We start from the raw sequence: 14,273 nt of genomic DNA, 5'->3' as shown, positions 1-14,273 counted from the left end.
TGCCCCATTTGCTTCGGCAATTAATTGTCTCGATGCGCCGCCGGCGATTTCTGGGATTGGCATGATCCTTCCTTGGCTAATGCTGTGCGGCGTACGGAAGAATCTGTTTCATGCGATACCGGCAGTTGCAGTTGTTCACCCCTTCGGCGATTGCTGCTCTCCGGGATCGCACCCGAGCGCGTAACTATTCGCCGGAGAAGGAGGAGTTTCGTCGTGACCATGCGCGTCGCCGGCGGTTCGGCCTTGCCCGGCGTCATGCGTGGGCGTTGTGCCGGGCTCGGGGCTGCTCCCCCGAGTGCGCGCAGTTGGGCTTGCATGATGGCGCCGAGTCCGTCCCGCCGCTGATCTGGCTGTTGCCACGGCGGCCGTCGGCAACGGCTGGGCGGGCGGTCCCGGCCGCAGATGACCGATCCCCGGCCGGCAGCCAACCGATCGCTGCCGGGCCCCAGGCCGCAACGGCACCGCCCGCCGAGCCGGCCCGTCGAGCACCAGATCCTGCCCCGCTCGCGTCGGCACGCCGGGCCCAACCCGCACACCCGACCCAGCCGGCACACCCGGCACACCCGGCACACCCGGCCCAGCCGGACCAGCCGGCACACCCGGCCCAGCCGGACCAGCCGGCACACCCGGCCCAGCCGGACCAGCCGGCACAGCCGGACCAGCCGGCACACCCGGCCGAACCGGTCCGCCCACCGGACTGTGCCCGCCCGGTGGAAGGCCCTGGTCGAGGAGTTCCGGCGCTGCCGCGCGCTCGCTGTTGGAGGTGTGCCGGCGCGCCGGAGAACAGCCCTGATAAACGCGGATCGGACTGCGAGGAAACAGAAGAGCCGACTCGATCTGACGACAAAGGAAAAGGGGAAAGGTCACCTCCGTCGTAGCGTCACGTGCCAGCATATCGGCCATTCCTCGGCGGCGGTGACAATTGCCGTCGAGGTCAGGCCGCGCGCCTTCTCATCTGCAGAACGCGGCGGGCGAGGCAGTGGCCGGGCGGGACATCCGGGAGCGCCGTGCGTGGCGCGGCCCGCGTCGTCCCGGCGACCGCCGCATCGCTCGCGGCGCCGAGTATCGCCGCCACCGCGACCATGGCGAGCGGCCTGGTCAGCGCTGGGTCAGCACGCCGCGCTGGATCTTGTCGCCGGCCCAGCGGCCGACATTGCCAGCGGCACTCCTGCCCGGCGAGCGCCGGCTCGGCCCAGCCGGCGGGTCCGGAAGGGCCGGGCACGGCAGGTGCGGCCCGGCCGGCGGGTCCGGAAGGGCCGCACGGCAGGTGCGGCTCAGCCGGCGGGTCCGGAAGGGCCGGGCACGGCAGGTGCGGCTCAGCCGGCGGGTCCGGAAGGGCCGGGCACGGCAGGTGCGGCTCAGCCGGGCCGGCGGTCCACCAGGATCGGGCGCAGGCGGTCGAGCACGGTCACGTCGTCGATCGTGGACGGTGGCGGCTCCTCGCGCCCGTCGGCGATGCCCCGCATGGTGCGCCGCAGGATCTTGCCGGAGCGGGTCTTCGGCAGGCCGGCCACCACGTCGACGCGGCGCAGCGACGCCACCGGGCCGATCTGCGCGCGGACCATCGCGACCAGCTCCTCCTCGAGGCCGATCGGGTCGACCTCGGCGCCGCTCTTGAGCACCACGAAGCCGCGCGGCAACTGGCCCTTGAGCGGGTCGGCCACCCCGATCACGGCGCACTCGGCGACCGCCGGGTGGCCGGCGAGGACCTCCTCCATCGCGCCGGTGGACAAGCGGTGACCGGCCACGTTGATCACGTCGTCGGTGCGGCCCATGACGTACAGGTAGCCATCCTCGTCGAAACGGCCGCCGTCGCCGGTCAGATAGTTTCCGGGGTACGCGGAAAGATACGACCGCACGTAGCGCTCGTCGTCGCCCCACAGGGTGGGCAGGCAGCCGGGCGGCAGGGGCAGCTCCAGCACGATCGCGCCGTCCTCGCCCGGCTTCACGTCGGCGCCGGCCGGGTCGACGACGCGCACGCGGTAGCCCGGCACCGGGAACGACGGCGAGCCGGCCTTGGTGGGAAGCTTCTCGATGCCGCGGGGGCCGGACGCGACCGGCCAGCCGGTCTCGGTCTGCCACCAGTTGTCGATCACCGGCACCTTCAGGAGGTCGCCGGCCCACTCGTACGTCTGCGGGTCGAGCCTCTCCCCCGCCAGAAAGAGCGTCCGCAGCGCGCTCAGATCGCGCCCGCGCAGCGTGGCGCCCCCGGGGTCCTCCTTCTTGATGGCGCGGATCGCGGTGGGCGCGGTGAACATGGTGGTGACCCGGTGTTGCGCGGCGACCCGCCAGAACGCGCCGGCGTCGGGGGTGCCGACCGGCTTGCCCTCGTAGAGAATCGTGGTCGCGCCGGTGAGCAGCGGCGCGTACACGATGTAGGAGTGACCCACCACCCAGCCGACGTCGGACGCGGCCCAGAAGACGTCGCCCGGCCCGGTGTCGAAGATCGCCCGCATCGACCAGCGCAACGCGACCGCGTGACCGCCGTTGTCGCGCACCACGCCCTTGGGTTTCCCGGTGGTGCCGCTGGTGTAGAGGATGTACAGCGGGTCGGTCGCGGCCACCGGCACGCACGGCGCCGGTGACGCGCCGTCCACGGCCTCCGCCCAGCTCAGGTCGCGTCCGGCGCGCAGCGAGCCGGGGTCCTGCGGCCGCTGGAAGATCACGCAGCGGGACGGCTGGTGGGTGGCCAGCTCGAGCGCGGCGTCGAGCATCGGCAGATAGGGCACGACCCGGCCGGCCTCCACGCCGCACGACGCCGCCACGACAATTTCCGGCCGCGCGTCGTCGATGCGCGCGGCGAGCTCCTTCGCGCCGAAGCCGCCGAACACCACCGAGTGCACCGCCCCGAGCCGGGCGCACGCGAGCATGGCCACGACAGTTTCCGGGATCATCGCCATGTAGATGACGACCCGGTCGCCCTTCGCCACCCCCAGCCTCCGCAGAGCGCCCGCGAAGACGGCGACTTCGTCGCGAAGGCCCGCATACGTGTACGAGGAGAGCACGCCGGTCACCGGGCTGTCGTGCACCAGGGCCACCCGGGCGCCGAATCCCGCCTCGACGTGCCGGTCGAGCGCGTTGAAGCATGTGTTCAGCTCGGCGCCGGGGAACCACCGGTAGAACGGCGGGCGGTCGTCGTCGAGGATCCGGCCGGGCGGCGTCACCCAGTCGATCAGGGCGGCCGCGTCCCGCCAGAAGCCCTCGGGGTCGGTCACGCTCCGCTCGTACTGCCGCCGGTATTCGCCCATAGGGTCAGTCAGCACCCGCGGCCGTCGCCGCGTCCAGGCCGGTGCGCCGAACGGCGCGCCGGGTGCGCCGAACCGGCCGGGTCAACCTCCCGATAACCGACAAATCCGTGATGTCGCTCCGTAGCCTGATTTCATGGGTCTGTTCGGAAGCCGGACCGCGGACCGGCCCGCGGCGCCGCCCCGCATGCCTCGCGACGTCGAGGCGCTCGAGGAGTTCATCGCGAACCTCGAGAGCGTCACCGACGAGGCGAGCACGTGGCGGATCTTCGCGTCCACCTACGTCGAGTTCTACGAGATGGAGTACGGCGCGGCCTGGATCGTCGAGAACGGCGCACCTCGCCTCGAGTACGAGCTGGGCCGGATCGCCTCCGCGCTCAGCGGCACCGCGGCCCACCCCGGCCTGGTGCAGCAGGCGGTCCGCGGGCGCGAGCCGATCTACGCCGACGACACCTACCGGGACGGCGACTCGCGGCTCGCCGCCGCCGTCCGGACCGGGGCCCGCGCCGCCCTGGCCCTGCCGATCTGCGTGCGCGGGCAGGTCACCGCCGTGATGGAGTTCTACGGCCGCACCGAGTTCGCCGTGGACAGCGCGCTGATCGGCAAGTGGGGCGCGATCATGCGGGTCGCCGAGCAGGCCCGGGAGGCCGCCCTGGCCCACTTCACCGCGCGGCAGCTCGCCGACGACCGGCTCGCGGTGACCAACGTGGTCAGCGCCCTCGGCCACAGCAGCGACTCGGCCCGCGCCCTCAAGTCCGCCCTCGACGCGGTCCGCACCGCGTTCGGCTGGGCCTACGGGTCCTACTGGCAGATCGACGAGGACGAGGGCGTGCTCAGGTTCCAGGTCGAGTCGGGTTCGGCCGGCGAGGAGTTCCGCAAGGTGACCCTGGCCGCGACGTTCGCCGAGGGCGTCGGGCTCTCCGGGCGCGCCTGGCGGCAGCGGGACCTGGTCTTCGTCCGCAACATCGGCGACCTCACCGACTGCGTCCGCGCGCCGGCCGCCGCCCGGGCCGGGGTCCGCTCCGGGGTCTGCTTCCCGATCGTCAGCCTCGACCGCATCGTCGGCACGATGGACTTCTTCACCACCGAGTTCATCGAGCTCAGCGAGTCCCGGGCGTCGTCGCTGCGCAACGTCCAGCAACTGGTCTCGCAGCGCCTCGACATCGTGCGCAACGCCGAGATCTCCGCGCAGAACGCCCGCGCCCTGCTGGACACGGTCGACCGGCTGCGCGCCGCCACCGGCGACGCCGCGCGGGTGGCCGACGAGGCGGTGGCCCGGGCCTCGGACATGACCGGCGACGTGACCGCGCTCGGCGAGGCCTCCAACTCGATCGGCGACGTCATCAAGGTGATCACCTCGATCGCCGACCAGACCAACCTGCTCGCGCTGAACGCCACCATCGAGGCGGCCCGGGCCGGCGAGATCGGCAAGGGGTTCGCGGTCGTGGCCGGCGAGGTCAAGGAGCTCGCCCGGGAGACCGCCGAGGCGACCCAGCGGGTCTCCGAGCAGATCGCCGCCCTGCAGGCCAGCGCCGGGTCGGTCGCCGCCGGCATCCGCACCACCAGCGACACCATCGGGCAGATGGACGCGGTGCAGGCCCGGATCGGCGAGGTCCTCGAGGAGCAGGCCACGATGGCGCACGCGTTCGAGCGCTGAGCCCTTCGGTTTCCCGCGGGCTCAGCGCTCGTTCGCTTCTCAGTACCGGAAGCGCGCCACCAGCTGCTGCAGCTGGGTGGCCGTGACCGCCAGCTCGTCGGCCGCCGACCGGGTGTCGCCGACCGCGCCGGACGTCCGCCGGGTCGCGTCCGAGACCGTGCCGATCGTCTGGGCGATGTTGCCGGCGCCGGCCGCCGCCTCCGACAGCGTGCGGTTCATCTCCTGGGTGGTCGCCGTCTGCTCCTCCACCGCCGAGGCGATGGCCAGCTGGATGCCGTTGATCCGCTCGATGATCGCGGAGATCTCGCCGATCGCGGTGACCGCGCCGTCGGTGTCCATCTGGATGGCCTGCACCCGGCGGGAGATGTCCTCGGTCGCCTTCGCGGTCTCCTGGGCGAGGTCCTTGACCTCGCCGGCGACGACGGCGAAGCCCTTGCCCGACTCGCCCGCGCGGGCCGCCTCGATGGTGGCGTTCAGCGCGAGGAGGTTGGTCTGCTCGGCGATCGCGGTGATGGTCTTGACCACCGTGGCGATCTCGCTGGACGACTCGCCCAGCCGGGCCACGATCGCGTTGGTCTGCGCCGCCACCTCGACGGCCTGCACGGCGACCTCGGAGGCCTCGGTCGTCGACACGCTGATGTCGCGGATCGCCGAGCCCATCTCCTCCGAGCCGGCCGAGACCACCTGCAGGTTGTTGGAGACCACGTCGGCCGCGGCGGCCACCGAGCCGGCCTGCGCCGACGCCTCGGACGCGGCCGCGTCGACCTCACCGGAGACCGCGGTCAGCTGGCCGGCCGCCGAGTTCAGGGTGCCGGCGTTGCCGGCCAGCTGCACCAGGTCCTCGCGCAGGCGGCTCAGGCCGCGGTCCAGGGCCGCGGCCATCCGGCCCACCTCGTCCTGGGTGTCGACCCCCGACGTACGCGTCAGGTCGCCATCGGCGAGGCCTTCGGCGACGTGCGCGACGCCCCGGACCGCGCCACGCACCCGGCCCGCGACCCGGAACCCGATCAGGAGGCTGAGCAGCACGCCCACCCCGAGCAGGCCGGTGACCGTCCAGGTCGCGGTGCGCCCGGCCTTCTCCGCCTTGGCGATGCTCTGGTCGGACAGCGCCTGCGCCCTGCTCTGCAGAACGCCCTCGTCGGCCACCAGCGCGCCGTAGAGCTTGTTGTACTCCGCGGCGAGCGCGGTCAGATCGCCGGACTTCGAATGGTCCGTGTTGTTGAAGTCCAGATACGCCTGCCAGTCCTGGTCGGCCTTGGCCACCGCCGCGGCGCCGGTCGGGTCGTTCGCCAGGCTCCTCCCGAGGCTGGCCAGCGCGTCCGTGACGGCGGCCTTGTCGGCCTGGATCCCCTGGTTGATCTGATCGGCCAGCGAGGGATACAGCTGCAGCGCCGAGATCCCCCCGCCGAACGCCTCGATGTTCTTGGCGAACGAGCCGGCGGCCGCCTCGACCTCGATGGTCTTGCGCTGCGCCGTGGCCGCCTCCGCGTTCTGCGCCCGCAGCGTGCCGATGGACACGCCACCGACGATCAGGCCGCTCACCGTGGCGGTCAGCACCGCCGTTCCGATCTTGGTCCGCAACGAAAGGTTGTCGAACGATCTAGCCAGACCCATACCTGTGCCTCCTGTCACACCGTCGCGTACAGAAGATCGGCACCGAAGTGCCCGGGGATGAGTAATAGTGGCGGATTTTCGGCAATGCCTGTTTCGCCCCTGTATGCGCACCATCGCGCGCCGGCCGGGCCGGGCGCCGGCCGAGGCGGGGACGGGATCGCAGGGGCGCGATCGAGGATCGCCGCGCTCGTCGACATCCTGCTGGACGAGTCGGAGCGGCGCGGCTACGCGTTCACCGCGGAGCCGGTGAGACAGCGTCGACCGGGCGGAACTCGCCGAGCCGGCCGGTCAGCCGGGCGCCGGTCACGGTGAGCCATGGCCGGCCGAGCATCCCGAGCGCGCGCATCCGGTCCGCCATCGGGTGCTCCCCCAGCCGTACGGCAAAACCGCCGCCACCGATCCGCGCGCCTGACAGCCGCATCGGCAGTCCGCCGCGCAGCAGGCGCCCCGCCTGCGCGCCGTGATCGAGCCAGGCCCAGCACGGCACCGGCAGCCGGACCGGGAACGGCAGCGGCACCCGTCCGGTGCGGACGGCCGCGCGCAGCACCTGCGTCCCGCCGTCGCGCACGGTGACCTCGGTGGCCGCCGCGCCGAAGGTCAGCTCGGCGTCCATCAGCCATTTCGGCAGCGCCCAGAAGTCCTGCCCGGCCTCGCGGGTGAAGGCCCCGGTCACCGGCAGGTCGACGAGGTGCAGCCCGGGCCGGCCGCCGGGCCCGAGCACGAGCAGCCCGATCCCCACCTCGTCGTAGGTCTTCAGCGCCCACGGTCCGTAGTGGACGGTCAGGAGCAGGGTGATCGCCCGGCCGAACAGCACGAACGGCCGCAGCGGCGCCCCGGCGAGGACCTGCCGGGCGCCGGCGGCGGGCGCGGTGAAGACGGCCGCGGTGATCCGCGCGTCGGTGATGGTCACCGGCAGCCTGACCGTCTCGCCCTGGATCGACCAGATCCCGGCCCCGACGCGCTCCGCCATGCGCGGAACCTTATCGCCCCTCCCGCCCGCAGGTCGATCGACGAGCGCCAACGCCCGACGAGCTAAGGCACCAGGACGGCGGCGCCACCGACCCGTCCGGCTTGGAGATCCGCGAGCGCCTGGGCGGCGCGTTCCATCGGGTACGGGTCGACCGCCACCCGCAGGCGATGCCGGGCCGCGAAGTCGAGGAGCCGCCGCCCGTCCTCGCGGGTGTTGGAGGTGACGCTGCACAGGGTCCGCTCCTGGAACAGCTCGCGGTCGTAGTTCAGCGACGGGATGTCGGTCAGGTAGATCCCGGCCACCGCCAGGGTCCCGCCCCGGTCGAGCGCGCGCAGCGCCACCGGCACGAGATCGCCGCTCGGCGCGAAGATGATCGCCGAGTCGAGCGAGCCCGGCGGCGCGTCGCCGGAGCCGCCCGCCGAGGCGGCCCCGAGGTCCGACGCCAGCTTCTGCGCCCGCGGGTTGCGGGTGAAGACGTGCACCTCGGCGCCCGAGGCGATGGCGACCTGCGCCGTGAGGTGCGCCGAGCCGCCGAAGCCGAAGATGCCCAGCCGCCCGCCGGGTGGCAGGGCGGCCCGGGTGAGGGCCCGGTATCCGATGATGCCGGCGCACAGCAGCGGCGCGAGCTCCGCATTGGGATAGCCGGACGGCAGCCGGTAGGCGAATTCGGCCCGCACGGTTGTGTACTGTGCGTAGCCGCCGTCGGCGTCCCATCCGGTGTAGAGCGACCCCGGGCAGAGATTTTCTTGCCCCGACCGGCAGAACCGGCACTCCCCGCAGGTCGAGCGCAGCCAGGCGACGCCGACCTTGTCGCCCTCGCGGAACTCGGCCACCCCGTCGCCCAGGCCCGCGACGTGCCCGACCACCTCGTGCCCGGGGACCACCGACGGCCGGTGCGGCGGCAGCTCGCCCATCGTGACGTGCAGGTCGGTGCGGCACACCCCGCACGCGTCGACCTCCACCAGCACCTCGCCCGGCCCGGGCCGCGGGACCGGCATCTCCACCGGCCGCACCGCCCGCGCGATGTCCGGGCCCGGGTGCTCCACCTGCCATCCCCGCATCCCGTCACCTCCGGCCTCCATCTTGGCCCCGGCGGCGCCGGCGCGCGTCGGCCCGGGGTATGAATACCGCGGCGGACCGGGGTATGACACACCGCGGCAGGAGGCGCCGAGGCCGCCGAAGCGCGGCGGACCGGGGTATGACACACCGCGGTAGGTGGCCACGAACGCCGTCATGGGCCAGAGTCGAAGGCGACGGGGTCGATCTACGACGAGGTGGACATGACAACGGTCGGGGTGCTGCGGGAGACGGCGGGGCGGGAGCGGCGGGTCGCTCTCCCCCCGGACGGGGCCGAGCGGCTGCGCAAACAGGACGTCGAGGTGCTGGTGGAGACCGGCGCCGGCCATCGGGCCTGGTTCGAGGACGTGAGCTACACCGGCGCCGGCTGCGCGGTCGGCAGCCGCCGGCAGGTGTACGCGGAGAGCGACATCGTGCTCTGCCTGCACCCGCCCGAGGACGCCGGCGACTGCCGCCCCGGCCAGGTGCTGATCGGCCTGCTCGGGGTGCTGCACGATCCCGGCCTGGCCCAGCGGCTGGCCGCCACCGGCGTCACCGCGATCAGTCTCGACCTGCTGCCCCGCACGCTGAGCCGGGCGCAGGCGATGGACGCGCTGACCTCGCAGGCCAACGTGGCCGGCTACAAGGCGGCGCTGCTGGCCGCCGAGGCGTACCCCGGCTTCTTCCCGATGCTGATGACCGCCGCCGGCACCACCCGCCCGGCCCAGGTCCTGGTCCTCGGCGCCGGCGTCGCCGGCCTGCAGGCGATCGCCACCGCGCGCCGGCTCGGCGCGCTGGTCACCGGGTACGACGTGCGCGAGGCGGCCCGCGCCGACCTGGCCTCGACCGGCGCCGCCGTGCTCGACTTGGGCACGCCCAGCGCCGACGCCGAGGGCGGCTACGCGCGCGAGCTCACCGGCGACGAGGCGCAGGCCCAGCTGCGCGGGCTGGCCCGGGCGGTGCCCCGCTTCGACGTCGTGATCACCACCGCCCAGGTGCCGGGCGGGTCGCCGCCGCTGCTGGTCGCCGCGGACGCGCTCGCCGCGATGCGGCCGGGCTCGGTGGTGATCGACCTGGCGTCCACCGCGGCCGGCGGCAACGTCGAGGGCTCGGTCCCGGACACCCGCACGGTCACCGACGGCGGCGTCACCGTGATCGGGGCGGCCAACCTCGCCGCGACCGTGCCGAGCGCCGCGTCCACGGCGTACGGAAGAAATCTGCTCGCCCTGATCGCCGCCCTGATGCCCGGCGGCGAGGTCGTTCTCGACCTCGACGACGAGATCCAGCAGGCCGTGATCGTCACCCACGGCGGCCACGTCGTGCATCCCCGGGTCAAGGCCCTCTTCGAACGGGAGATCCGCTCATGAGCCCGATGTTGCTGGCCGATCTGACCGTCTTCACGCTCGCGCTGCTGGTCGGCTTCGAGGTGATCAGCAAGGTGCCGGCGACCCTGCACACCCCGCTGATGTCCGGCGCCAACGCGATCCACGGCGTGGTCATCGTCGGCGTGATGCTGCTGGCCGCCACCGTGACCGGCGTCGGCGGCTACGTGCTGCTGGCCGTCGCCGCGTTCTGCGCCGCCATGAACGTGGCCGGCGGCTACCTGGTCACCGACCGCATGCTCGCGATGTTCCGGAGCCGGTCATGAGCGCCTTCGACACGATCGTCCACCTGGTCTACCTCGCCTGCGCGACCAGCTTCGTGGCCGGCCTGCACCTGATGAACGCGCCCGCGACCGCCCGCCGCGGCAACCGCATCTCCGCCGTCGGCATGACCGTCGCCATCCTCACCACCGCCGTCGTCCTCATCGACCAGGGCGGCCTCACGTCGCCGGCGGTGCTCGCCCTGGTCATCGGGTCGGTGGCCGGCGGCGCCGCCGGACTGATCGCCGCCCGGCGGGTCAAGATGACCGCGATGCCGCAGCTGGTCAGCCTGTTCAACGCCGTCGGCGGCGGCGCGGCGGCCCTGATCGCGCTGGGCGACCGGGCCGCGTCGGCGCAGGCCGCCGTCACCGGCGTGCTCGACGTCGCGATCGGCGCGGTCACCTTCACCGGCTCGCTGGTCGCCTCGGGCAAGCTCGCCGGGCGTATCCCGGGCCGGCCGATCACCGTGCCGTCCGGGCGGTGGATCTCCGCCGGGCTCGCCGTGGCCGCGGTGGCGATGGGCATCTGGTTCGTCGCCGGCGACGCCGAGCCGTGGCTGCTGGCCGGGGTCGCGGTCGCCGCGCTGGCGGCCGGCGTGCTGCTCACGCTGCCGATCGGCGGCGCCGACATGCCGGTGGTGATCTCGCTGCTCAACGCGTGCACGGGCACCGCGGTCGCGATGGCCGGCTTCGTCCTGGAGAGCACCCCGCTGATCATCGCCGGCGGCCTGGTGGGCGCGGCCGGCGCGATCCTGACCAAGCTCATGGCCGACGCCATGAACCGGCCGATCGGCGCGATCATCGCGGGTGGTTACGGCACCGGCGACGCGGTCGCGGTCGCCGCGGGCCCGGGTTCGGCATCGGTACGGGAGATCACTCCCGACGACGCGGCGATCCAGCTCGCGTACGCCGGCAAGGTCGTCATCGTCCCCGGCTACGGGCTGGCGGCCGCCCAGGCCCAGCACGAGGCGGTCGCCCTGGCCGAGGCGCTCACCGAGCGCGGGGTCGAGGTGACCTACGCGATCCACCCGGTGGCCGGGCGGATGCCGGGGCACATGAACGTGCTGCTGGCCGAGGCGAACGCGCCCTACCCGCAGCTGCGTGATCTGGAGGAGAGCAATCCCGAGTTCGCCCGCACCGACGTGGTGCTCGTGGTCGGGGCGAACGACGTGACCAACCCGGCGGCGCGGCGGCCCGGCAACCCGGTGTCCGGGATGCCGATCCTCGACGTCGACAAGGCACGCTCGGTCATCGTGCTCAAACGGTCACTGGGGCACGGCTACGCGGGCATCGACAACGAGCTCTATACGGACCCGCGGACCGCGATGCTCTTCGCGGATGCCAAGGCCGGCCTGGCAGCCCTGCTGAGCGGGCTGCACGCGTACGCGAGCTGAGGTTTTGATTTTGCTGTGGAGAGCATGTTTATCGACTTCGATCGCTTGACACCTGAAGATCGACTTGGAACGCTCGGTTGCGGAACCGTCACGCCGGGGCACGGGGGGACGTCTTGCGAAGCTCGAGCATCAGCCGGCTGTTGTCCGACTTGTCCCCCGCCCATGTGGCGGACTTCTGGGCGGCGGCCACCGAGCGCGGCACCCCCCTCGTCGAGCCCTGCGACGAGGAGTCGGCGCTCGTGACGTTCCTGTGGCGGGGCGAGGCGGCCACCACGCGGGCCTGGTGGGGCGTGGACGTGCCGATGTCGCGGGCGCCCGGCACCGACCTGTGGCACGGCACCCAGCGCATGCCGTCCGCGCTGCGCACCGTCTACTGCCTGGCCCACGACGGCGCCGAGCAGGCCCCCGCCGACGACTCCGGCGCCGGCCACACGCACATCGACGCGGGCAACCCGGCGCGCCTGCTGTTCCCGGCCGACCCGGCCGACCCCGGCGACCACGACTGCTGGCTGTCCGTGCTCGAACTGCCCGGCGCCCCGCCCGAGCCCTGGACGCGGCCACGCCCCGGCGTGCCCGCCGGCACCCTCACCGAGGTGACCATTCCGAGCGCCGCGCTCGGCGGCCCCCGGCCCGTGACGGTCTACCGCCCGGCCGGCACCCCGGCCGAGGGCCTGCCCGTCCTGGTGGTCTTCGACGGCTACATCGCCCGCCGCGTCCTGCGCGTCCCCACCGTCCTGGACAACCTGATCGCCGCCGGCGCGATCCCGCCCACGATGGCGCTGCTGGTGAGCAGCTTCGAGGCCAGCCGGGAGCGCGACCTGCGGCCCACCCGCCCGATCCACACGTTCGTGGCCGACGAGCTGATCCCTTGGGCGCGCGCCACCCTGGGCGCGGGCCGCGACCGCCGCGGCAACGTGATCGCCGGCGTGTCACGCGGCGGGCTCGCGGCGGCGTACGTCGGGATGTGCGCCCACGAGACGTTCGGCGGGGTGATCGCCCAGTCCGGCAGCTTCTGGTGGCCCAGCCCGCGCGAGGGCTCGCCGGGCTGGCTGATCCGGCAGGTGGCCAAGCACCCGCGGGTGGATGTGCGCTTCTATCTCGACGTGGGGAACCGCGAGACGATGCCCGGCCCGGACGGCGCGCCCGACCAGCTCACCGTGGTGCGGCGGATGCGGGACGCGCTGGTGCGGCGCGGGTACGAGGTCACCTACACCGAGTACGTGGGCGGCCACGACTACGTGAACTGGCGACGCACCTTCGCCGACGGGCTGCTCGCCGTCGCCGCGCCCTGACCCTCGGCCCGCAGGCGCCCCTTCTGCACCTTGCCCATCGCGTTGCGCGGAAGCTCCGGCACCCGCACCACCTGCCGGGGCCGCTTGTGGGCGGCCAGCCGCTCCGCCACGAAGCCGATCAGCTCGGCCTCGGCCACCGCGTCACCCACGACGAACGCCGTGATGCGCTCCCCCAGGTCGGGATCCGGCAGGCCGACCACCGCGCACTCGCGCACCGCCGGATGCAGCAGCAGCACGTCCTCCACCTCCCCGGCGCCCACCCGGTAGCCGCCGGTCTTGATCAGGTCGGTCGAGGCCCGCCCCACGATGCGGTGCCAGCCGTCCGGCGCGATCGTCGCCACGTCGCCGGTCGGATACCAGCCCTCGCCCCACGACTGGATGCTGCCGCCGCGCAGGTAACCGTCGAACAGCGTCGGCCCCTGGACCTGCAGGTGCCCGATCGTCACCCCGTCGTTCGGCACGGCGGCGCCCTGGTCGTCGACGATCCGGGTGGTGATCCCGGCGAGCGGCCGGCCCACCTGCCCGGCGCGCCGGTCGCCGTCGGCGCGGGCGCTCACCGTGATCAGGGTCTCGGTCATCCCGTACCGCTCGACGGGCGCCTGGCCGGTCAGCTCGCGCAACGTGTGGAAGACCGGGCCGGGCAGGGGCGCGCTGCCGGAGACGAGCAGCCGCGCCGCCGACAAGCGGCGGGCGGCGTCCGGGCGGGCGGCGATCCGGGACCAGACGGTGGGGACGCCGAAATACATGGTGCCGGCGCTTTCCGCGTACGCCTCCGGGGTCGGCCGCCCGGTGTGCGTGAGCCGGCCGCCCAGCCGGAGGGGCCCCAGAGCTCCGAGAACGAGGCCGTGCACGTGGTACAGCGGCAAACCGTGCACCAGCGTGTCGGCCGGCGTCCATTGCCAGGCCTCGGCGAGCGCGTCCAGATCGGCGGCGATCGCCGCGCGGGAGATCACCACCCCCTTCGGCGCGCCCGTGGTGCCGCTGGTGTACAGCACGAGCGCGGGGGCGCCGTCGGCCGGTTCCGCTGGGAGGGTGGTCGCTCTGGCGCGACGAGAGACGCGTACGACCGGGAGCGCGCTCTCGCCGGCCGCCTCCGGGTCGTCGGACAGCAGCAGCGCGGCGCCCGAGTCCTTGAGCATGTGCTCGCGTTCGAGCCGGCCGGCGTCCGGCGGGACCGGCACGATCGGCACCCCGGCGAGCAGCGCCCCGGCGATCGCCGCGACGGTCGCCGCGCCCGGCGCCGCGCGCACCGCGACGATCGGCGCGCCGTCCAGGTCGGCGGCCACCGACGCGGCCCAGCCGAGCAGGTCGTGCCGGGAGAAGGCGCCGTCCGGCGTGGACAGCGCGGCGTCGAGATCGTCGGGTTGCAGGAGGGCGGACAGCAGCGGCATCCCCGCATTCTC

The 14,273-nt window shown here is 73.6% G+C and carries 10 protein-coding genes; 5 read left to right on the top strand and 5 right to left on the bottom strand.

What is annotated here, in order from left to right:
* Window positions 1-1,358: 1,358 nt before the first annotated feature.
* Entirely contained in the window at window positions 1,359-3,248 is a 1,890-nt protein-coding gene (locus ACFQS1_RS12860; RefSeq protein WP_378967720.1) for a propionyl-CoA synthetase, read from the bottom strand.
* Window positions 3,249-3,381: 133 nt separating this feature from the next.
* On the opposite strand from ACFQS1_RS12860, the gene ACFQS1_RS12855 reads away from it, so the two are divergent.
* The gene (locus ACFQS1_RS12855; protein WP_378967349.1) at window positions 3,382-4,902 is read left to right on the top strand and encodes a methyl-accepting chemotaxis protein; all 1,521 of its coding nucleotides are present in this window, start codon (window positions 3,382-3,384) and stop codon (window positions 4,900-4,902) included.
* A 39-nt stretch (window positions 4,903-4,941) separates the two neighbouring features.
* Here ACFQS1_RS12855 and ACFQS1_RS12850 read toward each other — a convergent pair whose 3' ends face one another.
* From ACFQS1_RS12850 to ACFQS1_RS12840, 3 genes are all read right to left on the bottom strand, one after another.
* Window positions 4,942-6,516, bottom strand: a complete 1,575-nt coding sequence (locus tag ACFQS1_RS12850) for a methyl-accepting chemotaxis protein (RefSeq protein ID WP_378967346.1) — start codon at window positions 6,514-6,516, stop codon at window positions 4,942-4,944.
* Window positions 6,517-6,748: 232 nt separating this feature from the next.
* Window positions 6,749-7,486 carry an acetoacetate decarboxylase family protein gene (locus ACFQS1_RS12845; RefSeq protein WP_378967344.1) on the bottom strand — a complete coding sequence of 246 codons (738 nt, stop codon included), beginning with the start codon at window positions 7,484-7,486 and terminating at the stop codon, window positions 6,749-6,751.
* Window positions 7,487-7,548: 62 nt separating this feature from the next.
* Complete coding sequence (locus tag ACFQS1_RS12840; RefSeq protein ID WP_378967342.1) at window positions 7,549-8,547, bottom strand: zinc-dependent alcohol dehydrogenase family protein; 999 nt, start codon at window positions 8,545-8,547, stop codon at window positions 7,549-7,551.
* A 219-nt stretch (window positions 8,548-8,766) separates the two neighbouring features.
* On the opposite strand from ACFQS1_RS12840, the gene ACFQS1_RS12835 reads away from it, so the two are divergent.
* From ACFQS1_RS12835 to ACFQS1_RS12820, 4 genes are all read left to right on the top strand, one after another.
* The gene (locus ACFQS1_RS12835) at window positions 8,767-9,909 is read left to right on the top strand and encodes an NAD(P) transhydrogenase subunit alpha (RefSeq protein WP_378967340.1); all 1,143 of its coding nucleotides are present in this window, start codon (window positions 8,767-8,769) and stop codon (window positions 9,907-9,909) included.
* Entirely contained in the window at window positions 9,906-10,190 is a 285-nt protein-coding gene (locus tag ACFQS1_RS12830) for an NAD(P) transhydrogenase subunit alpha part 2 (protein ID WP_378967338.1), read from the top strand. Before ACFQS1_RS12835 ends, ACFQS1_RS12830 begins: the two co-directional genes overlap by 4 nt.
* Window positions 10,187-11,578 (top strand): NAD(P)(+) transhydrogenase (Re/Si-specific) subunit beta, encoded by a 1,392-nt coding sequence (locus ACFQS1_RS12825; protein WP_378967336.1) that lies wholly within the window; start codon window positions 10,187-10,189, stop codon window positions 11,576-11,578. Before ACFQS1_RS12830 ends, ACFQS1_RS12825 begins: the two co-directional genes overlap by 4 nt.
* Before the next feature lie 140 nt (window positions 11,579-11,718).
* Window positions 11,719-12,870, top strand: a complete 1,152-nt coding sequence (locus ACFQS1_RS12820; RefSeq protein WP_378967333.1) for an alpha/beta hydrolase — start codon at window positions 11,719-11,721, stop codon at window positions 12,868-12,870.
* On the opposite strand, the gene ACFQS1_RS12815 is transcribed toward ACFQS1_RS12820, so the two are convergent.
* Window positions 12,813-14,261 carry an AMP-binding protein gene (locus ACFQS1_RS12815; protein ID WP_378967331.1) on the bottom strand — a complete coding sequence of 483 codons (1,449 nt, stop codon included), beginning with the start codon at window positions 14,259-14,261 and terminating at the stop codon, window positions 12,813-12,815. The two genes, ACFQS1_RS12820 and ACFQS1_RS12815, sit on opposite strands and share 58 nt — an antisense overlap.
* Between the last annotated feature and the right edge of the window lie 12 nt (window positions 14,262-14,273).

Origin of the sequence: Paractinoplanes rhizophilus (assembly GCF_042664765.1) — a bacterium.
Taxonomy (GTDB): domain Bacteria; phylum Actinomycetota; class Actinomycetes; order Mycobacteriales; family Micromonosporaceae; genus Actinoplanes; species Actinoplanes rhizophilus.
Note: the sequence above shows the minus strand (reverse complement) of the source record. Positions and strands in the feature narration are given on the sequence as shown.

What these genes read in the sequence shown, in the direction of transcription:
- ACFQS1_RS12815 (WP_378967331.1), bottom strand. Translation starts at nt 14,261, where the DNA reads ATGCCGCTGCTGTCCGCCCTCCTGCAACCCGACGATCTCGACGCCGCG.
- ACFQS1_RS12830 (WP_378967338.1), top strand. Translation starts at nt 9,906, where the DNA reads ATGAGCCCGATGTTGCTGGCCGATCTGACCGTCTTCACGCTCGCGCTG.
- ACFQS1_RS12850 (WP_378967346.1), bottom strand. Translation starts at nt 6,516, where the DNA reads ATGGGTCTGGCTAGATCGTTCGACAACCTTTCGTTGCGGACCAAGATC.
- ACFQS1_RS12825 (WP_378967336.1), top strand. Translation starts at nt 10,187, where the DNA reads ATGAGCGCCTTCGACACGATCGTCCACCTGGTCTACCTCGCCTGCGCG.
- ACFQS1_RS12835 (WP_378967340.1), top strand. Translation starts at nt 8,767, where the DNA reads ATGACAACGGTCGGGGTGCTGCGGGAGACGGCGGGGCGGGAGCGGCGG.
- ACFQS1_RS12860 (WP_378967720.1), bottom strand. Translation starts at nt 3,248, where the DNA reads ATGGGCGAATACCGGCGGCAGTACGAGCGGAGCGTGACCGACCCCGAG.
- ACFQS1_RS12840 (WP_378967342.1), bottom strand. Translation starts at nt 8,547, where the DNA reads ATGCGGGGATGGCAGGTGGAGCACCCGGGCCCGGACATCGCGCGGGCG.
- ACFQS1_RS12845 (WP_378967344.1), bottom strand. Translation starts at nt 7,486, where the DNA reads ATGGCGGAGCGCGTCGGGGCCGGGATCTGGTCGATCCAGGGCGAGACG.
- ACFQS1_RS12855 (WP_378967349.1), top strand. Translation starts at nt 3,382, where the DNA reads ATGGGTCTGTTCGGAAGCCGGACCGCGGACCGGCCCGCGGCGCCGCCC.